Source organism: Niastella soli, assembly GCF_017742245.1.
GTDB lineage: Bacteria > Bacteroidota > Bacteroidia > Chitinophagales > Chitinophagaceae > Niastella > Niastella soli.
Genome location: NZ_JAGHKO010000001.1, coordinates 160,601 through 187,259 on the forward strand (window position 1 = coordinate 160,601; position 26,659 = coordinate 187,259).

Consider the following 26,659-nt stretch of genomic DNA (forward strand, 5'->3'; position numbering starts at 1 on the left):
ATGGTTAAACAGGCGTCGAAGATAAGAACTTAAGTGATATTTTTTACATACCGCTTCATTACACCTGCCAGCACCAACTTGCAAAAACTGTAATTATTTCAGTTCCTCGCTTAAAAAGGAACTGCCTTTTTTACCGGCAACGTTGCCGGAAGCCTGTTTTGCAAGCTAATTACCTTGCTAAAGACCACTACACACATTTACTTATGCTGATTTCCACCGGTAAGAAAATCCCATGCCCGGATGTAGTACCACATACGCAACTGGCATAATTCATTAAATGTAAACTGTTTGTATACGGGACGTGAAACGGCAGACGGCAGACGGCAGACGGCAAACGGCAAACGGCAGACGGCAGACGGCAGACGGTAGACGGCAGACGGCAGACGGCAGACGGCAGACGGCAGACGGCAGACGGCAGACGGCAGACGGAACCTTCGCTACGCTCAGGTCCGTTAATGGGCAATGGGCAGTAGGCAATGGGCAAAAGGCAATGGGCAAAAGGTAAACCCACCCCTACCTCCCGCTTTGCGGGAGGATTCCTTAAAACAAGTATTAACTAAATGACATTGAATGGGCAGTGGGCAGTCAAGAAACGTGAAAGTCCTAATTGCGGAATTCCGATTATTCGGCAGTCGACAGTCCGCGACGCGGCAAAGCTTTCACCTTCGCTAAAGCTCTGGCGTACGAATCGGTGGGCAACTTTACTCCCCCCTCATCATCCTTACTTCCCCATAAACAGGTCCTACCATATTGTTTGCCGCGGGTTTAAAAGTTACTTTTATCTGTTGTTTTCCTTTAGTGAGATCAACAGGAATGGGATATATGAGATCATAGAATTTACTGGCCTTGTATTTATTGAGGTCTTCCGTGGCAATTTTTACATCATCTACAAGTATATCGAAGTTCCGGCCTCTATTATCCATTCCCCAATAAGTACACAACAAGCTGTTTGTTTTGTCAGCATCGACCTTCATGTTAAACGAGAAGTACCCGTCAGGATATGCCAATCGGTATTTCCGGGTATGCTCTTCACCAGTATTTACTTTCTCCCCTGCAAATTCATGATCGCGTTCTGGCTGCATTTCGCCCAGGCGCAACAAATCCACCGTCTTTACTTCCATCTCATGGCGTTTTTTTCGTTCGGCTTCCACCACCTTTTGTTGTTCGGCCCAGCTTTGTGGGGTGAACAGGTCCCAGTACACACTGTAAAATTCTTTTTGTACCTGGTTAAAAGGCATCAGTGTAACTTCCTGTGGTTGACCTGCATTTACAGAATGAAAGACCAGGGGCTGATTGGCATCGGCCTTTAACCAACTGGCCGGGTTTGCTTCTGCCGACACCAGCACTGGAATACCGGTAACCGGATCCGGTTCCTTAGTACCTAATACACCTGCCAATACCACCGGGCCATAAAAAACTGCCAGGCGATTGGCATTATCTGGCATCGATCGGGTATATAATTGCAGACTTGGTTTAAACAGTATAGCATCGCCTGTTTTCCAAAGCCGGGTGATGGTAAAATAGCCATCGGCATCGGGTTTAATATTCGTTTGCTCTTTTCCGTTCACAGCTACCCAAACACCCTGTTTTGACCAGTAGGGATTACGAATACGCAAGGGAAACGACACCGGCCTTGCCGCCTTGATAGCAAACCTTATCCAATTACTTTCGGGCAGTTGTGTTTGTTGTTCAATAGTTACCCCTTTTTCCTTCCAGTTCAATCGTGATGCAATGAACAGGTTTACATATAAGCTGCCATCGACTCCCTGGTAATAAATACTTTCGCCATACTTCACATGGTTTTCCATACCCGAGCCCACACAACAGGTAAAGGTATTAAACGAATCGCTGAATTCTTTTTGCGTCCCCATGCGCAGCGGCACAAAATAACACATCATCCCGTTGCTATGGTCTTGAGACGACAGTATGTGGTTGTACAGGGCCCGTTCATAATAATCCATCAGGCTGGCGGCGGGCTGCAATGCAAACAAATGCCGGGTCAGCTTCAGCATATTGTAGGTATTGCAGGTTTCCATAGTATTATCGGTAAGCGTTTCATTGAGTTGACCAGCAGGCCCCAGGTATTCGTAATTGCTGTTGCCACCAGGGGCATAAGTATGATGGTCCACTACGGTTTGCCAGAAGAAATCAGCGATGGTTTTATCCTTATCACTTGCAGTCAATTCGTAACGGCGGATGCAACCAATGACCTTTGGTATTTGTGTATTGCTGTGTTTACCTGGCAGGATGTCTTTTTGCATGGCCAGTGAATCGAGGATGCGTTTATCGTGGAATTTATAAGAAAGGTCCAGGTATTTTTTTTCGCCCGTGAGCCCATAAGTATTCACCAGCACATCGTTCATACCGCCATACTCACAAAATAACATGCGTTGCAGGGAACTGTCGGGCAGGTTGCGCAACAGGCGGGCTGTCCAGTCGGCCATACCGGTTTCCACTGTCAATGCTTTTTTGTTGTCGCAATAGAGATACGCATCAAGCAAACCGGCCATGATCTTGTGGACCGTATACCAGGGAGACCAGGCGCCATTGAGATCAAACCCGCGCGAACGGATATTACCTTTTTCTACTTCGGCCCACATGCTGTCTTCTTTGGGGATAGCCCCTACATAGCCATTGCGCTTAGGTTGGCATTCGGCCAGTTCATCTACGATGTAATTTACTTTATCGAGAAACTGTTTATCGTGCGAAACGGCATACTGCATGGCACAGGCCGATAAATAATGACCGAGGGTATGACCTGCCAGTCCACTGTGTTCCCAACCACCATAATGAGCCCCTTTTGCTTTTAGTCCGGCGTGTTCGCGAAAATCGGCCAACAGGCGATCTGGTTCTATCACCTGCAAATAACGTACATCTGCTTCCATTGCTTCCTTAAATGGTCCATCGAGCAACTGTACATCCTGCAGATGGAAGCTGTATGCCTTTAGCGGCACTACCGGCTTCACTTTCATTTTTGGCTGTACTTTTTCCGGGACATAAGATTGAGAGAAAACGCATTGGCAAAATAATAGCGCATATGTAATAAGGGAACACTTTTTCATATAAAGACACAGTTATTAGGTTATTGGGTTATTAAGTTTTTGAAGCCATCAAACTAATGAACCTAAGAACTTAATAACTTACAAACTAGACTCTTATTTATAGAATCGCCACTCAGCTTTATAATCTTTTGGTATAGGTTGATTCGTCAATATTGCCCTTACCATAGTAACCGGCAGAGCGTTTTCATGCAATACAGCATCATGATATTGCTGGTAGGTCATTTTACCCTTATCAACCAATTCCTTTTTCAGGGCATAGAATTGCAATCCGCCGATCATATATGCCAACTGGTACAACGGACTATATCCGCCTACAAACGATCGCCGCACTTCCCCTTCGGCATTGGCCCGCTCGTGCCCTACCCGGTCAACCAGGAAATCGATACATTGCTGAGGCGTCCATTTACCCAGGTGATAGTTCAATGAAAATATGATGCGGGCACAACGGTGCATCCGCCAGAACAACATGCCAACCCGGTCTTCGGGTGATTGTGGAAAATGCAGGTCCCACAACAGCATTTCCCAGTAGAGTGACCACCCCTCTATCCAGAAAGGGGTATCAAAATCTCGATAGGCTTTGTACCGTCTGTTCATAAACCCCTGCAGGTGATGACCGGCAATAAGTTCATGGTGTACCGTTGCGCGGGAAAAATGCGGATTATTCCCACGCATGCTCATCAGCTTATCATCTTCTTCCATGGTATTGGTGGGGTAAGAAATACTCAACACTTCTCCGCCCGTAAAAAAAGGATTCACCAGTTGCCGTTCGGGCGTCATCATGATCATCCGCCAGGTTTCTTCCGCCACAGGGGGAATGGTAACCAGTTTATTCTTTTTCAAAAAGTCAACGGATTCGTTGTATAGTTTCATGATGGCCTCGGGTTGTTTTCCAGGTGGCACATAAGTATTCTTTACTTTTTCCAGCGCCTTCTTCCAGTCCTTCCCAAAACCCATTTCCTGGGAAGCTTTCAACATTTCCCCATCGCACCAGGCAAATTCCTTATTGGCAATCTCAATCAACTCTTCAGGTGTATAGGGAATATATTCCAGTTGCAATTGACGGATGATCTCCTCTTTTCCGATGGGATATCCTACGATATGACTACCATCGTCTTTCCCACCAGGTGCTGCTTTCCCTTTTTCCTGCCATAATTTACCATAGGCAGTCAGCGCACTGTCGAGGTGTTTAAAGGTGTCGGGCATCCACCAGCTATAACCAGGGTCATAACCGGAATAAAATTCATTCACGCTTTTCAGGGCAGCCTGTAATCCTTTTACAATTCCCTGCGCCCGGCGGATAAGATCAATGGTTATGCTGGAGTCTTTGGACAGTGATCTGGACAACAGGTTAATGTTTTGCGTACTGGTTTTCATATTCGCCGCCCATTGTTGCGCATCGGGCTGGGAGCCACGCCGGCGGAACTTTTCCATTTCATAGATCTCTGTTGAAAACGAAAACCAGTTATTCAGTTGTTCGCATTCTCTTTTCTCCACCTCCAGCAAACGCGTTTGTTCATCTAGGTTTCTTTTAAACAGGATATAATCTATCCGGCTGCCGGTGGGCAGGTTGTCGTAATTTATTTGCTGTACCTGTTTGGTATAATCGGTAACGAGCGATGCAAACCTGTTACGCCGTTCAGGGGAGTTTTCTACAAAATAAAAACGGTTAAGGCTGCCGCGGTCGGCTTCGTATTGAACCATCAGGTTGTTTACTTCGCTGTTTTGCTGATACAATACGGTTTGGGCCGTTGATGAAACCGCCATGAGCAATATGCTCAGGATAAGTGTATGTTGTTTTCTCATAAGCGATTTAGTGAGGCTATTGTGAGTTGTCAGTTGTGAGTTGTGAGTGGTGAATCGTGAAACGGCAAACGGCAGACGGCAAACGGCAGACGGCAAACATGACTCGCGACTGTTGAGACTAATAACTATCTTGCGGCGCCTAAATTTTTCTGCCTTCTGCCTTCTGCCTTCTGCCTTCTGCCTTCTGCCTTCTGCCTTCTGCCTTCTGCCTTCTGCCTTCTGCCTTCTGCCTTCTGCCTTCTGCCTTCTGCCTTCTGCCTTCTGCCTTCATCATTTCGCAAACTGTAACTCCGGCAATACCGGTCTGTTAGCAATCCCTTCTTTAATGATCGACAAAACCCTTTCCCTTTCCTCCCCTATCAGTGTTAACCGTGGCGCACGAACGTATTCCGAACCTAATCCAACCTGCGTTTCGGCCAGCTTGATGTATTGCACCAGTTTGGGATGAATATCCAACTCCAGCAGCGGCAGGAACCAGCGGTAAATGGCGCGGGCTTCTTCCAGCATCCCTGCTTTTATCAATCTATACACCGCTACGGTTTCCCGGGGGAATGCGGTTACCAGTCCACCTACCCAGCCATCGGCGCCCATCAGCAATTCTTCCATAGCCAGGGTATCAACCCCACATAATATTTTATACCGGTCGCCAAACCGATTGATCAAACGCGTAACATTCGATACATCACGAGTTGATTCCTTCACCGCCTGGATGTTATCGCATTCAAGGAGTTGTTCAAAAATATCGAGCGTTACGTCTACTTTATAATCAACAGGATTGTTATAGATCATAATGGGCAGATCAGTTGACTGTGCAACGGCCTTGAAAAACGTCAGCGTTTCGCGGTCATCACTTTTATATCGCATGGGTGGTAATAACATCAACCCTTTTACCCCCCAGCTTTTGCCCAACGCAGCCTGTTTGATGGCTTCTTTGGTAGCGCCTTCTGCAATGTTCAATACCACCGGTACTGGTCCGGCTATTTCAATGGCCAGTTTCACCAGGGTTTCTTTCTCTTCGGTTGTCAGCGTGCTGGCTTCGCCCAGGCTGCCTCCCAATACAATACCATCCACGCCGGCATCCAATTGTGACTGCAAGCCTTTTTCGAACAATGCCAGGTCGAGGGTATCATTGGCTGTAAACTTGGTTGTGAAGGCAGGAAAAATCCCTTTCCATGATATACTCATTCGTAATAATTTTTAATAAAAGTATTATGAAACAGTTAGTATAGGATAGCGGGTTTTAATCAGTTTGTTACCGATATTAACTAGTGAGTTGTCAGTGGTGAGTGGTGAATCGTGAAACGGCAGACGGCAAACGGCAGACGGCAAACGGCAAACGGCAAACGGCAGACGGCAAACAGCAAACAGCAAACGGCAGACGGCAAACAGCAAACGGCAAACATGACTCGCGACTGTTGAGACTAATAACTACCTTGCGGCGCCTAAATTTTTCTGCCTTCTGCCTTCTGCCTTCTGCCTTCTGCCTTCTGCCTTCTGCCTTCTGCCTTCTGCCTTCTGCCTTCTGCCTTCTGCCTTCTGCCTTCTGCCTTCTGCCTTCTGCCTTCTGCCCATTCACCACTTCTTAACCAATATTAACTTCCTGCGCGGCACTGTGAGAAAAAATTGGTAATATTGGTAAACCAACCAAACTACTGCAAATGAAAGTCGTTCATTTCACCATACCGGTTTCGCAGGAACATTCCATCATGGTTCAGGAAGATAAGTTACCACATTTTTACAATCATTTGCACCGTCACAATGAGACCCAGCTTACCTGGATCATAAAAGGTGAAGGAACCCTTATAGCCGGCACCTGTATGCAACGCTTTCAATCGGGCGACATCTATATCCTGGGCGCCAACCAACCCCACCTGTTCAAAAGCGACCCGGATTACTTTGAAAAGAACAGCCAGAAAGACATTCATGCGCTTACTGTATTTGTTGACCTGCGCGGTCCCTTTGGAAAGATCCTTGATCTACCGGAAATGAATAATGTTAAAAAATTTATGGATATTACCTGCACCGGCTTACAGGTACCGGCTTCCTACCAGCAGGACATCAGTAAAAAAATGTTACTGGTAAAAGAAGCCAGAAATGGCATCAGACTGGCATTCTTTATTCAATTGCTGCAAACCCTCTGCCGCATCAAACAATACAAATCCCTCTCCAATACGCAAACTGAAAGCGCCATCACCGAATCGGAAGGACTGCGCATGAACGACATCTATCAGTATACCATGGCGCACTATACCGAGAACATTACGCTTAAACAAATTGCCGATGTGGCCCACCTTACCCCCCAGGCTTTTTGCAGGTACTTTAAAAAACATACCTTAAAAACCTATGTTGCCTTTTTGAACGAAGTGCGTATCAATGAAGCCTGTAAGAAAATAGTAGGCGAGCATTTTGATAGCCTGGCAGCCGTTGCCTATCAAAGCGGGTTTAACAATGCCGTTACCTTTAACCGCGTTTTTAAAAAGATCACCGGACAACCTCCCAAAAAGTTCCTTACTGAATACATGCAGAAAGTAAACTGATCATATATTTTCATTCTTTCATACCCCTCATCTTGTATATAATTCTAACTTATCATCGATTGACAGGCACTGTTAAAAGGATAAGCTGAAAATAAATGTGTTTCCCCGGAAACTTTGTTATTAATTTGAACGCCTGCAATAACCTGCGTTAAAGACAACCCTATAATAGCCAGCCTTTCCTACGCCCATACATTACCCCTATTCCATGCCTTCTACGCATGGTGCCATCCATTAATATAACCTTTTACTAATAGCTATCCCTGCTAAGGCGGGCGGGCATGCTTTGCCCTGCACGCAACCGTATAAGCGAACAAATTCCCTATATATGCAAAAACGAATACCTAAACCGTTTTCTTTATTACTGTTCTTTGTTTTACTTAGCAATTACTTATCGGCTACGCCTGAATGCCCCATCATTACAGGCAGGTTCTCACAAGTAGACGGTACCACCACCGATGCTTCGGCAACAGGGTGGTATCTCGATGCTTCCAGTGTAAGTACTACTGGTTATTTCGCCGTAAAATCAAACCGCCTGCATGCCCAGGAACTGGGTGGCGAAGGCATCTGGTATTCACGGGTGTTTTCTACCGCTGGTTATTCCGACTTTCAGGTGGCCGTAAAGGTTACCGCAGAAGGAGATATGAATAGCTCGGAATATGTAAAGATCTTTTACAAGATCAATGGGGGCGCCGAAACGCCACTGGACTCGCGCACTGGTAATTTCGGCACATTAGATTTTATCTCCGGTACCCTTACCGGCAGTAATGTACAGCTGGTGGTAAAGATCTATAACTACAATAATGGCGGCACCCAAACCTCCAAATACTATATTGAAGAATACAGGGTATTTAAAGAAAAAGGCCCCTGCGCTTTATCAGCGATCAATGTAACGGCAGCAGCCGCCAATGGAGGTATACTTACCTGTATTAATTCCTCACTGGGTTTATCTGCTACCGCCACTGGCACGGGAACCACTACCTGGAGCTGGTCGGGCCCTAACGGATATACTTCCACTGCACAAAACCCAACCATAACCACAGCCGGTACATATACCGTTGTTGCCTCCAATAGCACTGGCACCGGCTCAGCCAGCGTTACGGTAACAGAAAATAAAACGGCCCCGGTCATTACAGCCACCGGTGGGGCCCTGGCCTGTGGCTCCTGCGTATCCATCAGCGCCACCAGCAACGTTAGCGGCGCTACCTATAAATGGACCGGCCCAAACAGTTTTAGTTCTACTTCCCAAAATCCCACGGTCTGTACAGCCGGCACCTATACAGTCACGGTGACCAACCCCGCCAACGGATGTAGCGCGCAACAATCCGTATCGGTTGCAGCCAGTGCCATTTCTACATTCTGGCTCGAAGATTTTGCCGGTTTGGCCAACGGAACTACCTCCGATGCTGGTACTACTCAATGGTCATCCTCCAGCACAGGTACGGTTGGCACCTATTCTGTACAAAACAATGAGTTCAAAGTTTCTTATACCGGTCAGGCAATAAGCACCTGGACATCCCAGGCCATTGACATTTCAACCAAAACAAATGTCAGCTTTTCGGTTGACCTGCGGAGTGAACTGGCCAGCACCAATGATGCTTTTGAAACAACCGACTACATCAGGGTGTATTACAAATTGAATGGTGGCGCAGAAACATTGGCTTATGAAGACCTGGCTGGTATTGGCACTACCACCAATACAACAGGTTCCATGACCTTTACCTCCCCAACCCTGAGCGGTAATACCCTGCAGGTGATCATTAGAATGAGCAATTCAGATCCTACTGAACGTTACTTTTTTGATAATATTAAATTGACCGGTAGTAATGCAGGCACTACCACCATTACCCCTTCCGTAACCGGCACGGTAACCTGTACGGCATCGGCGCAATTGTCGGCCACCGCCAGCAGCACCGTAACTGCCTGGTCATGGACAGGCCCCAATAGCTTTTCTTCTACCCTGCAAAACCCCGTGGTGAATGCGGGCGGACAATATATAGTGACTGCTACCCTGGCCTCTGGTTGTACGGTAACCGCCACTACTACAGTAACCGAAAACAAAACAGCACCTACTATCACAGCTACGGGTGGCACCCTGGCTTGTTTATCGGGTATTACCCTGAATGTAAATTCATCAACAAACGGCGCTACCTATAGCTGGTCGGGCCCCAATGGGTTTACCAGCACCTCGAAAAACCCGGTGGTTAGTACCGCGGGGACTTATACCGCAACAGTAACCAATCCGGCCAATGGTTGCACCGCATCACAATCCGTTGCCGTAACAGCCGGCGGCACAACCGCCACATTTTGGTCCGAAGATTTTACCCTGGCCAATGGCACTACCTCCGACGCTGGCGCTACCAGCTGGTCTACAACTGTAAGCCCCACTACTGCGGTTTGTTCTGTGCTCAACAATGAGATCAGGATCACCAACTGTACAACCACAGGCCAAACCGTGTGGACCTCTGGCGTAATTGACATTACAGGTAAAACGAACGTCTCCATTTCGTCAGGCGTTAGAAGCTCCATTATCAATAATGCAGTGATGAATGGTACCGGTGATTATGCCGATTACATCCGGTTCTATTACAAACTCAATAATGGTACGGAAGTGCTGTTTGCCGAAAAACTGGGCATCATCAATAACCACAGTACCACCAATACACCCATATCAAGTGCCGGATTAACTGGTACCAGTCTGCAAATTGTGGTACGGGCCCGTGCCACCGGTAATGACGAATTCTATTATTTCGACAATATGCAGGTGAACGGTACTACCCTGCCGTTAGTGAATGCTTTGGCTACTGCCACAAACATCCTGAACTGTACAAATACCAACATTGGGCTTACCGGTAGCTCTACTGCTTCTGGCGTAAGTTATAGCTGGACTGGCCCGAACAACTTTACCTCAACAACGCAAAACCCATCGGTTTCAACAGCGGGCATTTATACGCTTACGGTTACCGATCCTTCCACCGGTTGCACGGGAAGCGATACAGCGCTTGTTTCCCTGAATAAAACAGAACCCGGCGCCACCGCTTCAGTGAGCGGACCTTTAACCTGTAACACCGGTTCTTCGGCAACCCTCTCAGGAACATCACCCACTTCGGGTGTTAGTTATAACTGGACCGGCCCGAACAATTTCAACTCCACCGCCCAAAACCCGGTGGTTAGCAAGGCAGGCACTTATAACCTGACAGTGACCAACCCGCTGAACGGCTGTACCAGCAATACCAGTGTAACTGTAACATTCAGTAATACCATCAGTGCTACCTGGCTGGAAGATTTCACCCTGGCCAATGGCACTACTTCCGATAATGGCGCCACCAGCTGGTCGGTCACTAAAAATCCGACTACGGCCCTGATCTCCGTGCTTAATAATGAACTAAGGATCAGCAACTGTACCACAACAGGAGAATCTGTATGGACCTCAGCCTCTATTGACATTACGCAAAAGACCAACATAGCTGTTTCCACCCTCGTAAGAAGTTCTATCATCAATAATGCCGTGATGAATGAAACCGGCGATTATGCCGATTACATCCGGTTCTATTACAAACTCGACAACGGGAATGAAGTATTATTTGCTGAAAAGAAAGGGGTAATAAACAACCATAGCACTACCCCTACGGCACTGACCACTGCTATCCAGAATGGCACTTATACCAGCCTGCGGATCATTGTAAGGGCCAGGGCTACCGGTGATGATGAGTTCTACTATTTTGACAACATGCAAGTAGTGGCAACAGGAGCAGCCAATATAACAGCCAATGCAACAGGCGGGGCTATTAACTGCTTAAACAATTCGGTTACGCTTCAGGGAAGTTCTGCGACATCAGGCGCAAACTACACCTGGAGCGGGCCGGATGGTTTTACCTCCACCCTGCAAAACCCAGTTGTTACCAAACCAGGCGACTATATCTTAACTGTGGCCGTGGGCAGTTGTACCGCCTCTGCATCCGCTACCGTGAGCCAGGATACAACAAGACCGGCAGTGACTGCCAGCCACACCGGATCGATTACCTGTATTACTCCTAACCTGGTAATCAATGGTACTGTTTCAGCAAACGGCACCACTTATAGCTGGACGGGGCCAAACGGGTTCACCGCTACTATCTTGAATCCGACCATATCAAAAGGCGGCACCTATATTCTTAAAGCAACCAATGCGGCAACCGGTTGCGACGCCAGCGCCAATACAATCGTGGAAGAAAACACCGTTCATCCGGGCGAGATCTCGATCAACAACTCGGGTATCATTACCTGTTTAACCAGCAGCGTAACCATCTCAGGAAGTTCGTCATCATCGGATGTGAATTACAAATGGGAAGGACCCAGGGGTTATCTCTCCTCCTCTTCATCAGCAACGGTTACGTACGGGGGCTTATATACATTAACTGCAACTAACCAGGCCAATGGCTGTACCTCCAGTAAGTCGACCAATGTAGCTGAAAACACGGCCGCACCGGTTGTGACCATTGCGAATAACAGCCCCATCAGTTGCGCCAACCCGATTGTTACCCTCTCGGCCATTACGACTACACCCAATGCGGAGTTCCTATGGCTGGGACCTGATTTTGTAGATATGGCTGCTACCACAACAACCAGTGGCGCCGGTACCTATATCATCACCGTGACCGACCCGATCAATGGCTGTAACACAATAGACTTTACAGAAGTAACAGAAGATTATTCTGATTGTGGGGCGCGTAAAGTAACCACAGCCGGAAAAGGAGAACAAACCATTCCGGTAACTGGCGTAAGCAATTTTACATATAAAGCATACCCCAATCCAGTAATAGCGTATGGAGTGATTGAATTTACCAGTCCGCAAAACGCGCTTACCACCATAAGCCTGTACAATGCGCTGGGCGCTTGCGAAAAGGTCTTATTTAAAGGCATGGCAACAGCCAACCGCAAATACCAGGTAACTATTCCTGCTACAGAAATGAAAGCAGGCGCTTATTATTACCTGATCAATACGGATGGCAAGTCTTATACGGGTAAATTGATGCTTGTGAAATAAGGGCAGTGATCAGTTGTGAGTGGTGAGTGGGTTGCCGATTATTCAGCCGTCTACATTTTTCGCGAGTGCCGATGCTTGCGGTCGTCAATGGGTTCGCGAAATTCGAGACTTCCGCCAGTTGGTAGATGAAACGTGAAACGTGAAAGTGGCTCGCGATTACTCAGAATTCATAAAATTAGTGAGCCAACTCACCATTCACCACTCACAACTCTCATTCTCGCTTTCGGCTTGACACCACAAAAAAGCCCCGACGAAACCGTCGGGGCCTTTTTTATATTTCTACAATTAAGTTGCTTACTGCTTCATTAGTGTCAATACCTGCGAGTTCCCATCTCCACTCTTCACATGTACATAATATACTCCTTTGCCCAGATCTCCGATCCAAAGGGGCAACAGGTTCTCGCCTTTATTCACTGATACCGATTGACGGAGATGAATTCGACCGGCAATATCGGTTACATAGAGGCTGGCTACCGTTTGCTTTGATGATTGTATATACACTTTTGTTATGGTGCCGGCAGTAGCTGAAGGCCTTAGCTGCGCCAGGTTGTTACTGTTCAATACAACTGACCGGATGCTGCTTGCCACCATTTCATTTTGCAGGTCCATCATCAGCAGCCGGTAGTATACTATGCCGGTACCTGGTACATTGTCGGTAAAGTTATAAGCTGTCTTATCCCTTTCGCCCTCCACTCTGCCAATAGTAACAAAGTGCACCCCATCGGCAGATCTTTGCACATCAAAATATTCAGGCAATGAGATCCCGGTTGTATTCCAGGCCAGACCAACAGCCCCGTTCCCTGATCTTTGTACGGTAAATGAACTTAATTGCACAGCCAGAACTACTGCACTACTGGCCACACTAAATTGAGTAAGGGTAGCAAAGGCCCCATCGGCACGGGCATATGGATCGCCGCCACTGGCCGGTGCTTTTGCACTTGATTCAACGATCTGGCTCCCGTTCGATCTGATGATCTGGGTTTGTATTCTGTCAAAAAGGGATTGTTCTTCATTGCCCTGCCATTTCAACGAAAGCATTACATTACTACCACCCACCACGGCTTCAGACACAAGCCAGGTCCGGTTCACACCGGCAGCGTAAATGCCACCTGGTATTGTTTGATCGTTGACCGCAACGGTAAAATGATCTACGGTACCACCATTGGTTAATTGAAGCGGATTATAAGCCGTGGGGGTAGGCCCAACGGGGAACAATACCGCGCCATCAGCTGCATCAACCTGTTCAATACGCAAACCACCGATACCCGTATTGGCGGCACCGGCATTCCCGTTCCCCGTAACGATCCAACTGGTAGCCGGATCATTAAATGCGCTGGTCACAACAGGATTACTCCCTGTTTTCATAGTAAGGATATTGGTGCGTGTAACCAGTTTGGCCGAACCGCCCAAAACCAGGTTATGGCTTATAGCTACAGGGCTGCTTAAGCTCTTATTGCCAGTACCATTTATTTCCAGAGAGCCGTGGTCAGCGGGAAAAACAGTTTGTTCCCGAAGGGCTGAATAGATCACCGTTCCCTGCAAATTAAACGGGCCTGTCATGTTCTCAACCGCACCTCCGCTGATGGTAAGCCGGGCCGCATTTTCAATTTCAAGGCTTTTAAATAAAGCAGTCCCTGTACCATCGCTTATATTCGGCATATTCGAGGGCCAGTTGGGCACCAGTACATCGATGGTCCTATCTGGGATACCGCCGCACCAGTTCATTGGTTCTTCCCATTTGGTGTCTTTGTAACCCAGCCAGGTACCTGATCTTCGAACAGTGAGTACCCGCTCTGCAGAGGTAGCTGGTGGTGTACAACTGTTGCTGACTGTTACCCGGTACCGGAAGCCATTCATAGCCGTTGTAACCGGACCTAATTCAAGTATAGTGGGTACGGTACCAATACTGGCTGTATTCGACCAGCTAACACCTGCAGTGCCATTGTCGGTTTGCCATTGGTAAGTTAATGTGGCGCTACCACTGCCAGTTACCTTAAAACCCGCAGGACTGTTGGCACAAACCGTAGTATCTTTTGGTTGAACAGCTACGGAAGGCAGTGTACGTATAATGATGGCACCCAAACTGGAAGACGCACAACCCAGTGTACTCGGATAACTGGCCACCAATTGAACCTGCCAGGAACTTCCGGCAGCTCCGGTAAAAGCAGTTATATTCAGGGTTTTGGTTTGTGCGCCGCTGTAAACGGCGTCATCGCTTACATTAGCAAATACCCCACTGGTTGGCAACACTTGTCTTACCTGCCATTGATAGGCCATGGCGGCTGCCCCCGTTGGGTTTGCAGTAAAAACGGTATTCCCATTAGGACATATGGTAGCTGAAAGCGGGGAAACTGTCCCGCCGGTAAATACCGGTTTCGACAATACCCGTAGGGTATCCAGGGCAATACTTGTAGCGTTACAGGTTGTAACGCTATTGGATGCGGTATAACGAAATAAATAACCATTCATTGACAAGGAAGCTGCGGGGTAGGTAAGGTCATTCGTAGTACCCCCGGTATAGCCATCACCCGCATTTACATTATTCCAGGAACCACCGTTATTGGAACTTACCTGCCATTGATAGCTGAGTGCAGGATCATTGGTCACCTGCAAACCTGCCCCGGTAGCACCTTCGCACACCGTTGTGGTTCTCGTAGCTGATGAAACAGCCGGGGTGGCATTTACGCTAAGCAGGGCCGCATTGGAAACTGTTGAGCCTGTAGCATCGGTTACTACACACCGGTACCTGTTTCCGTTCAATGCGGTGGAAACATTCAGCACAGTTAAACTGGCTGTGGTGGCGCCACTATAACTGACGCCATTGGAGACGGTGCTATAACTACCACCACCATTAACACTCACTTCCCATTGAATGGTAGTGGTACCGCTGGTGCCGGTAACAGTGCCTATGCTAAACACAGGGCTTGAACCGGCGCAAACCGTTTGGTCGCCCGGATTCTGCCCCAAATGCGGCAGCCGCAAATCGCGCGAGATGGCTGCTGAAACAATGCACAACAACCATAGTGTACAGACAATAACTTTTAGGAATAACTTTAGCCAGGACCGTAAGGCCGGATGTGTAAAGTTTTTCATACGAAACGGAATTGTTTTAAAAGGGTTCGGTATTTGATTTTTTGATCAAGCAGGTTATTGATGAATGGTGGCTGGAAGTAAGAAGAATATAATAGTTAAATGGGGACAACTACTACCAATATATATTACCGGTAGTAAACGTTATTAGCGGCAAAGGGCTTTCTTCAATCCAGGGTTTGGGTCAATGATGCAACGCTAAAAGTAGTACGTTTTCAATACTTCGCATATCCATTCCATGTATATATCGTGTCGACATATGAATATGAAGCAGGCTCATCCTTAGAGGGATAATAATGGCGGGAATATAATATTTGAAAGAATTTATATTACAGGGCAAGTGATAGCTGCCCGCTGCTTCTTCCAACAAAGAACCGGGACGATGCTGTCAGGGCTTTTAATTTCATTTTATAGCTGCTGATAAAATACACAGCGCCCATAAAGAGATCACTATAATTTTCAGGAATAGCTTCAGGTATTGCCGGGAAACCGGTTGAGTTAAGGCTTTCATACGATTATGGGTATTGTTTTAGGGAAACTCAGTGTTGCTCAGGGAGGTTATTGATCTAAGGAGGGTCGAAAGTAAGAAGAAAGAACCATTTATGCAATTATTCCAATTTTCGGATACACATAGTATGTATGCAAAACACACACATTTCAACATACGACAAATCGTAATATATAATGTCTTATCGCTGGTAAATCAAGACAGGATCAATACAATAGATGGCCCCTTTTTCCGTTTGACAATGCCCGAAATGGGGTATACCGCCACGATCGCACAACTGCCACTAACATAAACCCTTATAAACCAATAGCTAATTTGATTTATAGCATATATAATCCTTTAATTTTCACACAATTTAAATTTCCTTGCGGCGCTTTTAATTAGCCTGTAAAAGGATAATTAACGCCTTAACTAACTCCAAACTCCCAAGTCATGAAAAAAAGCCTTGCGCTAGGCCTCATAAGTTGCGTACCCTTGTTTGGCTTATCTCAATCATTTATCGGTTATCAGTATGACAATTACTCTGGTCTTCAGGGTATGCTGCAAAACCCGGCCAATGTTGCCGCCAGCAAGTACAAAGTGAACATCAACTTTTTCGCCTTTAGTACTACAGCCGGTAACAATGCGTATGAATTAAAGAACGACAAGTTCAAAAAATTCAAATTCTCGGACCTCACTGAAAACCAGGATTACTTTAAATCGGGTAATACCGACAAAAAGAACATGTGGTTCAATACCGACATCCTCGGTCCTTCCTTCATGTTTACATCAGGCAAAAAAAGCGGCGTTGGGTTGTATACCCGCGCACGTACCCTGATCAATGAGTTTAACCTCAGTGATAATACCTTCCGTTTTTTCGGTAAAGGCAATGATGCCTTTTATGATCAAACTTTTCAGGAAAGTAATTTGCAGTTTAAAGCACATGCTTTTGCTGAAGCCGGTTTAACATATGGCCGTATCATCTGGAGCGCGCCTCACCACCTGTTGAAAATGGGTGTTACCGGTAAGTATGTAGTGGGCCTGGGCGCCGGTTCCTTTTATTCCAACAAACTGGCAGTAAATATCTCCAAGTCCGACATCATTAACCAGCTCCAGGGGGATGTGAACGTACGTTACTCCAACAACCTGGATAGTCTGGATGGCAATATGGATGACGTGTTGAAAAAAATGACCGATAACCATGGATGGGGTTTTGACGTGGGATTCTCTTATGAGTGGAGACCTGAAAGCAGCGCCTGGATCACCACCGACCAAACACCTTATAAATTACGGGTGAACGCTTCATTAAACGACCTCGGCTCCATCAACTATAACAACTCTCCACATGGCAACAGCTATGCTGCTAATGTTACCGGTAAAACAACCGATGACCTGGACAAAAAAGATGGCGAAAACCTGGATGAATATTTTACCCGTCTCGAAAAAGAGAACATCCTTAAAACCCTTGCGCATGCCGATAAGATGAAGGTGAAACTACCTACTACCTTCCGTTTCGACATTGACTATCATCTTTACAAACGCCTGTTCATCAATGCTGCTACCATTGTAAACCTCATTAACCGCGATAAGAACCAGACCAGTGCACAATATGCTACCACGTACACGGTAACTCCACGGTTAGAGAAAAAATGGTTCAGCCTTTATTCTCCTTTATATTACAATACCCTCAATAAGAAAGCTACCTGGGGTGCAGGTATGCGTCTCGGATTCCTGTATCTGGGTTCAGGCACCATCCTGAGCAACATGTTAGGAAAACAAAATGTTTCTTCTGCCGATGTTTATTTGGGTATGACCCTGCCTATCTATCAACGTGTAAAAACACACAGACATAGAAGCGCGCCGAAAGAGGAAACTAAAATAGAAGAGACTAAAGAAGTAGTTAGAGAGACTAAAGAGACTAAAGAGACTAAAGAGATCAAAGAGATCAAAGAGACCAAAGAGATCAAAGTAGAAAAAATTGTTGAAACCCGTGTAGATACTGTTGTTAAGAAGGTTGAAGTAGTTAAAGAAGTTACACACGATAAAGACAATGACGGTATTGTTGATGAAAAAGACGAGTGCCCTGATGTTGCTGGTGAAGTAGCATTGTCTGGTTGCCCTGATAAAGACAAAGATGGCGTTGCCGACAAAAACGACAAATGTCCTGATGTTGCCGGTACTGCCAAATACAATGGCTGTCCTATTCCTGATACTGATAAAGATGGTATCAACGACGAAGAAGATAAATGCCCTGCAGTTGCCGGTTTGGCCAAATACAATGGCTGTCCTGTCCCCGATACTGATGGCGATGGTGTAAACGACGAAGAAGATAAATGTCCTTCCACACCTGGTAAACCAGCCAACGGTGGTTGCCCTGAAATTAAACAGGATGTAGTGAAGAAAGTAGCTATTGCAGCTAAGGCTATTTACTACATGTCGGGTAAAGACATTATTCAGAAAGTTTCTTATCCTAAATTAGACATCGTTGTTAAAGTCCTGAAAGCTGACCCTGCCCTGCAGATCAGCATTGAAGGCCACACTGATAATTTAGGTAAACCAGAAAACAACTTAAAGCTTTCTGCAAAACGTGCTCAGGCTGTTAAGAACTACTTCATTAAAAAAGGTATTACTGAAAGCCGGATCACTGCACAAGGTTTTGGTGATTCAAAACCAATTGCACCTAACAAAACGCCACAAGGCCGTGCTAAAAACAGACGTGTTGAACTGCATTTGAACTATCAATAAGCATAACACGCTTATAATAATAAAGAGGCCCCGACGATAATGTCGGGGCCTTTTTATTTTATATCGTGAATCCGCCTTCGCCAGGGCTTCGGCGGACGAAGTCGGCAATCGTGAAAGTTCTTTATGCGACCTCGCACTTTTATTTACCCCCAATTGCACCCGGAATTTTTATGACCTAACAGGGACTTCACAGGGACCTAACAGGGACCTAACAAGGACCTAACAGGGGCTTCACAGGGACTTTATCCCTTTGAGGTCCGGGTAAGTTCCCTGCCAGCCCCCCATTAGGCTCGGTTGATAGCATTCTCTGACCCCGTTTACTTTTGACACATCCGCTTTTCTTTTTCACCAATTCACGAATATGTTTGTGTTTAATGAACAACCATAAGTTACATTGAAAAGCGAATGCCTTTGTGTAATAATTTATAAAAGTAGGCTTGACTTTATAATTGATGTTGTGGAAGTGATAGCGGATAGGGCGGGTACTAAAAAAAAGGCAGCCCCTAAGACTAAGGGCTGCGAGTCACATGAGAAAATTATGCAGCAACCGTGTTGTTTTCCGGGAGATTGCTGCGGCTATGTTTTACCCGGAAATGATATATGATAATTTGACTTATCGTTCAGAATAAAACTGCTTAGGATAAATGGTTAAGGAGTTCAGACTTGTCCGAAGCCCCGTTGGTGTTACCGTAAAAGGAAACCGGTAATCGAACTGGAATTTACAGCAGTAATTAGAATTGGATTGCAAAAAAACTGGCTTGTTAAATGTTGAAAACCTGTAGTTTGATTGGTCTTCCCCATTGCCTGATGCGGCTGCAAGCCACAAATGAGTGAAGAAACATTCGATGGAATCTTTCTCATGGCTTTGTTTTTTCGGCTAATACTGACTACGCTATACAATTGAACAGAGATGCAAGATACAAAGGTTGTTGAATAAAACGAGAAGGAATACACCTACATTCAAAAATTCCTTACCAATTTTCCTGGAAAACTGACGTAGACTTGTCTTGCAATCGGTTGCCTGACAAATTTGGCCCATTTAAAGTGTACAGCAGCACCATTTCCGCAGTATCTGATCAAGTATGCCTCATGCGTCTGCATTCCTGATGTTGGAAATATGAAGGTGAAAATCGGGCACGCTTTTACAACTAACTAATAATACCCAAATACCTTGAACCGAAGTTTAAGCAAGGTCGCACTGCCAGGCTCATCCCACTTCCTACCTCCTATTTCTTTCCTCCTTCACCTAAGCGCGCAGCGCCGATACCAAATAGGAGATCTTCGAATGAAGTTCCTCGGGTCTGAACGGTTTATGTATAAAATCAGTAAAGCCTTTTTGTAACAGATCGGCCTGCATATTATCATATACAGCTGCTGTAAAAGCCACGGCAGGAATAGAAGTGTTTATTTTACGTATTTCCTTTAATGCAGTAGCGCCATCCATTTCGGGCATCTCCAGGTCAATCAACAACAGGTCGAACGTTCCCTTTTTAAACTGGGCCAGCGCCTCGCGGCCATTGGTGGCTTCGCTTACTTTTATGCCCCACTTGGTGAGGAACCTTTTGGCTATTGACAGGTTTACCGGATTATCTTCCGCTATCAGTAACCGGATGCCTTCCAGTGAATCCAGGTTTTTGATATTGTCTTCCATGTAGCGCTTCCGGTTTTCACAGATCTTCAACTCTACTGTAAAGTGAAAGGCACTGCCTTTATTTTCTTCACTTTCCAACAACAGATCGCTGTTGAACATATTCACAATACGCTTGGTGATGGCCAGTCCTAACCCCGTGCCACCATACTTGCGGGTGGTGTTTACATCGGCCTGGGTAAAACTGTCGAAGATCTCTTTATGCTTGTTCTTGGGAATACCAATGCCGGTATCCATCACAATAAACTGTAAGGTTGACTTGGCGCTTGAAGAGAACAGTTTTCGCACCGCCATGGTGATGGTGCCCTCGTGGGTGAACTTAAGCGCATTGGCCAGCAGGTTACTCAACACCTGGTTCAACCTGGTTTCATCGGTATAGAACTCCAGGTCGAGCCGGTCATCGATATCGACCTTAAACTCCAGCCCTTTTGATTTTATTTGTGGCGAGAACTGCGAAGCCAGTTTTTGCATGAACTCTTTTATATTCACCGGCACATCCGCCAGCTCCACTTTCCCGGCTTCCATTTTGTTATAATCCAAAATATCATTAATAAGCATCATCATGTGTTCTGATGAGAACTTGAGGATATCGAGGTGTTGTACCTGACTGGAGAGGTGCTCTTCCTGCAGCAACAGGTTAGAAGCACCAATGATGCCATTAAGCGGGGTACGCAATTCATGGCTCATATTACTGAGGAAGCGTGATTTTGTGCGGGCCGCCGATTCGGCTTTTTCCTTCGCTTTCATCAACTCAAACTCGGCCATCTTCACATATGATACATCCAGGATACTGATCTTGGTGTACCCGGTATCTTTATAAGTAAAAGGCACCACGCTCACAAAGCCATAAAAAGTACGGCCGGTTTTGGCAGTGAGGGTCAGTTCGCCCTGCCAGGGACGGGATTCGCCCGACAGCGATTCTTTTATTGAATTGAATTGCTTTATATGATGCTCTTCGAACCAGTTCTCGATGTTGGTTCCTTCTATTTCGTGCTTCTCCTTTACATCGAACATTTCAAGCGCACGCTTATTGCAACTGTTTATAATATTTGTCTGACTGAAAATAATAAACACGCCATCGAGCGAGGTATTAAAGATGGTATCGCCAAATGTTTTTTCCTGCAGGATGGCCACCTCATTGTCTTTATTCACCTGCAGAATAGAATAGGAGAATATGATGGTCATGGCCAGAGAAATAACCAGGTTACCGCTGTACAACTGCGTATACAGCGCCTCGTTTATAGTTTGTATGTTGTTTACATATGGACAAAGTTTTACACAGGCCAGCGAAGCTATAACGGTAATGGAGTATACCGATAACAGTTCTTTAAAATTTCGCCTGATGCTCACCACAAATGTTAATACTACGAAGTAAGGGAAATACAGCAGGTACTCCCCTGCCCTTAGCCCCTCCAGGTAACATATTACGATGAGGTAAAGGTTTATATTTATAACGGCAATGATACGGCCGGTTTCCAGCTTCCGTTTTGAGCCAAAATAAAATGCAAGCAAAAAGAAATAAGCGGAGGTAATGTTTACTAACGCGCTTATATATAGTTTATGGTAGAAGTAGGAAAAAACGGAAATAAAGTTCAACAGGAGGGCGAGCAGTATGAACTGATTGAAGCGGATGATCCTTTTGCGCATATCCTTGGAAACACCCTCATGGAGGCCGGTATGCACTATATCGCTGTAAATAGAGTAGACCAGATATAATATTTTCTCCTTCATAGAGTTATTGGATTAGAACTAAAAGGTTCTTGCCACGGACACCTATTTTAACGAAAAAATGGACAAACTATTTTCCAATGAGTGGATCAAATTTCTCTAAAAAATTCATTTTCAACGAAAAACTAGACGCCAACTATCTTTATAGCCTGTATGAAGATGATTACCAGTATATAGAAGAAATATTCCTGACAACACTGGCAAATTTTAATGAAGATTTTAATTCTATTAAAGATGCCTTTGAAACAAATAATATATCTGACTTAAAAAGGGCAATACATAAAATGAAACCAACGTTTGGTTTTGTAGGTTTGCCGTTAGTTCAAAATATTTGTAAAGAATTTGAAGATATTTGTCAAAATGCAACTTCTTCAAATGAATTAACGTCAGAATATCAGCAAATTGTAGTTACATTAGCAGAGAGTAAGGAGCTGATCGCATCGGAGTACAACAAGTTGAAAGAATTCAATTCCAATTTTTTATGAAATGGACCTGTGTCATAGTTGAGGATTTGCAGGTAGCCGCCGATTATCTGGTTAAGTGCTGCGAAAAAAGTGCGCTGTTACAAGTGAAAGGACATTTTACCAATGTAGAGCAGGCACTGGACTATCTGAATAAAAATTCTGTTGACATACTGTTCCTGGATGTTGAAATGCCTGGTGCTACCGGCTTCGACCTGCTTGATCAACTGGCTTATTATCCCAAAGTAATACTTACCACTTCCAAATCAGAATACGCCTACAACGCTTTTGAATATAATGTGACCGACTTTCTGAAAAAACCATTCACTTACCAACGTTTTCAGGAAGCCCTGAATAAACTGACCACCCCGGCCGGTGACAACAATATTACAAGCACGGCCACCGATCACATCTTTATTAAATGTGATGGCAAACTGGTTCGGTTAAACAACGATGATATCCTGTTTATTGAAAGCATGGGCGACTATGTGAAATTTGTTACCGCCGATAGCAAAAAGTACATCACTCACAATACCATCAAGAACCTGGAAGAAAAAGTGAATCGTCAAACCTTCATCAAGGTGCACCGCTCATACATTATAAATATTAATAAGATAGACGATATTAGGGAGAACGATCTGTTTATCAAGGGGAACGAGATCCCCGTTAGCAAAGCCCACAAACCCGACGTATTAAAGCGTTTAAACATCATTTAATTTCATCGAAACTTTCTTCCTGTTTACCGGCATTATTACCCCAAAGAGCTAATAATTTTCTCTTTGCGGGTGTTCGTAACCATCTTTGTTACAACACGAATCGAAACACGGAACCCTAAATATATCTGTAGAAAGCATTTATTGTGACGGTTATCAATAATAAGCCCTATCCCTAAAAACGGAAGAAAAGTGGAATCCTAAACACTACAAATAGTGTGTGATCTAAATCTCCAGCCTGCTCATGATACGGATTTCATTAAAAAAAGCTGCCCCGACTGAAAATGTCGGGGTTTCTTTTTTAATATCAGGATAACGTTCCTATAAGCCTCCAGGCCACCCCCAGCAAATGTAACCGGGGGATATATTATAGTTTTGCACCATTTCCCGCTAGTTTTCCACCTAAAATCGAAGGTTTTTATGTATTAGTCGAATAAAGTTGAACCAGGCATTTAGAATAACCATCTTTGTTTCAAGATCGTAATTCCTATAAAAAACCGTAAGACCCGAAAAGGGCAAATCCAATAGAAGGCGTCACGGAGCCTGAACCTCGAGAAAAACCAAGTACCCGTTTTATCCGACGATCCATGAAAACCAACAACAAATCTCCTCGAGAAAAAACCCTAAACATCCTTGATCCGATGAAAAGACCAAGCATTTAGAATCCATTATCTAAAAGGAGAACCATAGAAAATCTGAGCCTATAGATGAATTAAATATTACTTAGAGACTACCCAAAGATTATTGAATTAGAAAACCGCCCCGTGAGGCGGTTTTTCGTTTTCCCCCTAAAGGGTGGAAGTCTATTAGTTCTGAATTTTATATTCTGTATTATTCTTTGGCCGCGAACGCCAACTCGTCAACCTAAGTGAGCCCTATTTCATAGTGCTGTTCAGGGATCTCCACATCCAGGAATCCCTTTTTCAATAAGCGCTGTCTGAACTGTTGTTGTACATTATACTCGCCATGAACCAGGAAGAGGCGTTTTACCTGCTTAGGGTCCTGGTTGGCCAGGAATTGGCTCAGGTCTTCATAATCACCATGGGCGCTCATACTGTGGATGGCCCCAATTTCAGCGTGCACTTCATGCATTACGCCAAAAATGTGTACCTCTTTTCTACCCGATAATAACCGGGCCCCCAACGATTCGGGTTCGCAGTAACCGGTCATGAGTATGGAGTTACGGCTGTTTTCGACATTATTACTGATATGGTGTTTTACCCGGCCGGCTTCCGCCATACCGCTGGCCGAAATAATGACGCAGGGCTCATTCCGGAAGTTTAACAGCTTCGATTCCTGTACTGTTCTTACAAACTTCAATCCTTTAAAGCCAAAGGGATCTGAGTCTGTTTCCAGCACATGCTGAATGGTCTTATTAAAATAGCTGGGATAACGCTTAACCAGTTCCGTTGTTTTTATGCTTAACGGGCTATCCACAAAATAATCCAGATCAGGCAGCCGCCGTTCCAGTTCCAGCTGGTTTAAATGATATAACAATTCCTGGGTACGGCCCACACTGAAAGCGGGAATGATCAGCTTCCCCTTCTTTTGCAAACAGGTCTTTTCGATCCAGTATAACAGTTGATCGGGGGTGGTAACATTCAGTTCATGCAGGCTGTTACCATAGGTTGATTCCAGGATAATATAATCGGCCTGTGGGAATTCAGCTGGTGAGCGCAGGATCACATCGCGGTACCGGCCCACATCACCGCTAAATGTTAAATGGGTAACCTTGCCATTCTCATTTATTTTCAGATTGACGGCCGCACTGCCAATGATGTGGCCGGCATCGGTATACATCAACTCTACAAAATCATCGATCTTATACCACATGCCATACTCCACCGCCTGCAGGTGTTTAAAGGAGTTTTCTGCATCCTGCGTTGTATAGAGGGGTTGCAGATAAGGCTGCTTTTCAGCGGCTCTTTTCTTATTCAGGTATTTCACATCGTCTTCCTGTATTTCGGCTGAGTCGAGCAACAGTATTTCCGTAAGCTCTTTGGTAGCGGGCGTGCAAAAGATCTTGCCGGTAAAGCCATCGCGGGTAAGCTTGGGAATAAGTCCACTATGATCTATATGGGCATGCGATAAAATAAGAAAATCTATTTCCGATGGTTCAAACCCCCAGTTGCGGTTTAGGGCATTGGTTGCCTGTCCAAGTCCCTGGAACATTCCACAATCGAGTAAATACTTCCGGCCATTGCTTAACGTGAGCAAGTGCTTTGACCCAGTTACTGTACGGGCAGCACCATGAAAAGCGATTTTCATCTGTTTATTATTTAATTTTTACACTTTATACTTTACCTGTTTCACCTTGAACGACCATGTTATTAAGCATTCCGCCACCTTCTCGCCTTGTTCATTTATGCCTATTGATGTGGTTACGCAGGTTTGCGCTTCACCGGTTTCAACAGCCTTTTCAATGGCATTCAACAGCAGGGCGCCATCTTTACACTCGAAGCGGGTCCGCCCCGTTGCTTTCTTGAAATAACCGGCCTCAAACCTCGTCACCAGCATGCTCAAAGGCGGTTTTCGATTATATACATGCGCCATTGCCAGCGAACCGGAACTCATTTCAGCCGCCATGGCCAAACAGGCAAAATAAGTAGAGCGAAAAGGATTTTGGGAGAACCATTTGTACGGCACCGTGACCACACAATGCTGTTCATCAATTTCCCTTACACGCACTCCTGAAAAGAATGCGGCGGGGAGTTTGGAAAACAAATACAGCCTGAATAATACAGGGCTCTTTAACGATTGTATGAATTTATTTGGCATGAAGGAAAGGTTACATGTTCAAATTATCTCGCCTTATTTGAAAAAGCGCGATGGCTCTTTTCCATATATTCAACAAACTCAATGAATTGTTGCCTTTTAACCAGCTCACGCAACGACAGATAATAGCTTTTTGAAGTGCTTTTAACAATCATAACCCGGGTATTGCGCAGTGCAATGAAAATTGAATATACCCCTAATGCCATTGGAAGTACTATTATCAGCACCCTCTCCACATCAATCCTCCACAATCCAAAAAGAAAGAAAATATAATACAGGTCCCGCAAAGCATAGCCGATCAAAGCAAGGCCGACAATCAATACCCACCACCAGTTTTTAAGGTCCTTCCCATCACGCACCTCTATGGCACTTATTGAATCCATTGGAATGGTCTCGTAATTAAATTCATTTCGCAACAAATGCAGCCGCCCCTCCGAAATACCAAACCTTTCTCCTTTAAAAAGGTAGGGATTCTTCCTGGCTGTTGGATCACTTCTTTTTTCAGAGGATAAGGGTGAAATTTTAAAAAGGAAATTGGAATTCATAGTGTTGGATAAACTCTTTTCAGACGTTGAATGTAAAATAAA

Annotated in this window: 14 protein-coding genes; 6 read left to right on the forward strand and 8 right to left on the reverse strand. The window is 45.3% G+C overall.

Annotated features, from left to right (window positions below):
• Window positions 1-301 precede the first annotated feature (301 nt).
• Window positions 302-505 carry a hypothetical protein gene (locus J7I42_RS00615; RefSeq protein WP_209136826.1) on the forward strand — a complete coding sequence of 68 codons (204 nt, stop codon included), beginning with the start codon at window positions 302-304 and terminating at the stop codon, window positions 503-505.
• Between the two features lie 196 nt (window positions 506-701).
• Here the strand turns inward: J7I42_RS00615 and J7I42_RS00620 are convergent, their stop codons facing one another.
• The 3 genes from J7I42_RS00620 to J7I42_RS00630 all read right to left on the reverse strand — a co-directional run bounded on the left by J7I42_RS00620 (window position 702) and on the right by J7I42_RS00630 (window position 6,050).
• Window positions 702-2,972, reverse strand: a complete 2,271-nt coding sequence (locus tag J7I42_RS00620; protein ID WP_209136827.1) for a glycoside hydrolase family 127 protein — start codon at window positions 2,970-2,972, stop codon at window positions 702-704.
• Between the two features lie 183 nt (window positions 2,973-3,155).
• Complete coding sequence (locus J7I42_RS00625) at window positions 3,156-4,865, reverse strand: DUF885 family protein (protein WP_209136828.1); 1,710 nt, start codon at window positions 4,863-4,865, stop codon at window positions 3,156-3,158.
• A 270-nt stretch (window positions 4,866-5,135) separates the two neighbouring features.
• On the reverse strand, window positions 5,136-6,050 hold the full coding sequence (locus J7I42_RS00630; protein ID WP_209136829.1) for a dihydrodipicolinate synthase family protein: 915 nt from the start codon (window positions 6,048-6,050) through the stop codon (window positions 5,136-5,138).
• A gap of 473 nt (window positions 6,051-6,523) precedes the next feature.
• Between J7I42_RS00630 and J7I42_RS00635 the strand changes: the two genes are divergently transcribed.
• Complete coding sequence (locus J7I42_RS00635) at window positions 6,524-7,402, forward strand: AraC family transcriptional regulator (RefSeq protein WP_209136830.1); 879 nt, start codon at window positions 6,524-6,526, stop codon at window positions 7,400-7,402.
• A 325-nt stretch (window positions 7,403-7,727) separates the two neighbouring features.
• A complete protein-coding gene (locus J7I42_RS00640) occupies window positions 7,728-12,425 on the forward strand; it encodes a T9SS type A sorting domain-containing protein (RefSeq protein ID WP_209136831.1) in 4,698 nt (1,565 codons plus the stop codon).
• 294 nt (window positions 12,426-12,719) lie between these two features.
• On the opposite strand, the gene J7I42_RS00645 is transcribed toward J7I42_RS00640, so the two are convergent.
• The gene (locus J7I42_RS00645) at window positions 12,720-15,518 is read right to left on the reverse strand and encodes a T9SS type A sorting domain-containing protein (protein WP_209136833.1); all 2,799 of its coding nucleotides are present in this window, start codon (window positions 15,516-15,518) and stop codon (window positions 12,720-12,722) included.
• Window positions 15,519-16,455: 937 nt separating this feature from the next.
• On the opposite strand from J7I42_RS00645, the gene J7I42_RS00650 reads away from it, so the two are divergent.
• Complete coding sequence (locus J7I42_RS00650; RefSeq protein ID WP_209136834.1) at window positions 16,456-18,747, forward strand: DUF5723 family protein; 2,292 nt, start codon at window positions 16,456-16,458, stop codon at window positions 18,745-18,747.
• A 1,246-nt stretch (window positions 18,748-19,993) separates the two neighbouring features.
• Here J7I42_RS00650 and J7I42_RS00655 read toward each other — a convergent pair.
• Entirely contained in the window at window positions 19,994-22,126 is a 2,133-nt protein-coding gene (locus tag J7I42_RS00655) for a response regulator (RefSeq protein ID WP_209136835.1), read from the reverse strand.
• A 77-nt stretch (window positions 22,127-22,203) separates the two neighbouring features.
• Here J7I42_RS00655 and J7I42_RS00660 point away from each other — a divergent pair, with 77 nt between their 5' ends.
• Entirely contained in the window at window positions 22,204-22,608 is a 405-nt protein-coding gene (locus J7I42_RS00660; protein ID WP_209136836.1) for an Hpt domain-containing protein, read from the forward strand.
• Window positions 22,605-23,300: a LytR/AlgR family response regulator transcription factor gene (locus J7I42_RS00665; RefSeq protein WP_209136838.1), complete on the forward strand. Its 696-nt coding sequence runs from the start codon at window positions 22,605-22,607 to the stop codon at window positions 23,298-23,300. The genes J7I42_RS00660 and J7I42_RS00665 overlap by 4 nt, the downstream gene beginning before the upstream one ends.
• 861 nt (window positions 23,301-24,161) lie before the next feature.
• Here the strand turns inward: J7I42_RS00665 and J7I42_RS00670 are convergent.
• Genes J7I42_RS00670 through J7I42_RS00680 form a run of 3 tightly spaced genes read right to left on the reverse strand, consistent with a single transcriptional unit; the run spans window position 24,162 to window position 26,617 of the window.
• Complete coding sequence (locus J7I42_RS00670; RefSeq protein WP_209136839.1) at window positions 24,162-25,565, reverse strand: MBL fold metallo-hydrolase RNA specificity domain-containing protein; 1,404 nt, start codon at window positions 25,563-25,565, stop codon at window positions 24,162-24,164.
• A gap of 18 nt (window positions 25,566-25,583) precedes the next feature.
• Window positions 25,584-26,075 carry a DUF4442 domain-containing protein gene (locus J7I42_RS00675; RefSeq protein WP_209136840.1) on the reverse strand — a complete coding sequence of 164 codons (492 nt, stop codon included), beginning with the start codon at window positions 26,073-26,075 and terminating at the stop codon, window positions 25,584-25,586.
• A 23-nt stretch (window positions 26,076-26,098) separates the two neighbouring features.
• Window positions 26,099-26,617: a hypothetical protein gene (locus J7I42_RS00680; RefSeq protein ID WP_209136841.1), complete on the reverse strand. Its 519-nt coding sequence runs from the start codon at window positions 26,615-26,617 to the stop codon at window positions 26,099-26,101.
• Between the last annotated feature and the right edge of the window lie 42 nt (window positions 26,618-26,659).

Coding starts and splice junctions, on each gene's coding strand:
- J7I42_RS00675 (WP_209136840.1), bottom strand. CDS start 26,075: ATGCCAAATAAATTCATACAATCGTTAAAGAGCCCTGTATTATTCAGG.
- J7I42_RS00640 (WP_209136831.1), top strand. CDS start 7,728: ATGCAAAAACGAATACCTAAACCGTTTTCTTTATTACTGTTCTTTGTT.
- J7I42_RS00660 (WP_209136836.1), top strand. CDS start 22,204: ATGAGTGGATCAAATTTCTCTAAAAAATTCATTTTCAACGAAAAACTA.
- J7I42_RS00635 (WP_209136830.1), top strand. CDS start 6,524: ATGAAAGTCGTTCATTTCACCATACCGGTTTCGCAGGAACATTCCATC.
- J7I42_RS00645 (WP_209136833.1), bottom strand. CDS start 15,518: ATGAAAAACTTTACACATCCGGCCTTACGGTCCTGGCTAAAGTTATTC.
- J7I42_RS00680 (WP_209136841.1), bottom strand. CDS start 26,617: ATGAATTCCAATTTCCTTTTTAAAATTTCACCCTTATCCTCTGAAAAA.
- J7I42_RS00625 (WP_209136828.1), bottom strand. CDS start 4,865: ATGAGAAAACAACATACACTTATCCTGAGCATATTGCTCATGGCGGTT.
- J7I42_RS00665 (WP_209136838.1), top strand. CDS start 22,605: ATGAAATGGACCTGTGTCATAGTTGAGGATTTGCAGGTAGCCGCCGAT.
- J7I42_RS00670 (WP_209136839.1), bottom strand. CDS start 25,565: ATGAAAATCGCTTTTCATGGTGCTGCCCGTACAGTAACTGGGTCAAAG.
- J7I42_RS00655 (WP_209136835.1), bottom strand. CDS start 22,126: ATGAAGGAGAAAATATTATATCTGGTCTACTCTATTTACAGCGATATA.
- J7I42_RS00620 (WP_209136827.1), bottom strand. CDS start 2,972: ATGAAAGTGAAGCCGGTAGTGCCGCTAAAGGCATACAGCTTCCATCTG.
- J7I42_RS00650 (WP_209136834.1), top strand. CDS start 16,456: ATGAAAAAAAGCCTTGCGCTAGGCCTCATAAGTTGCGTACCCTTGTTT.
- J7I42_RS00630 (WP_209136829.1), bottom strand. CDS start 6,050: ATGAGTATATCATGGAAAGGGATTTTTCCTGCCTTCACAACCAAGTTT.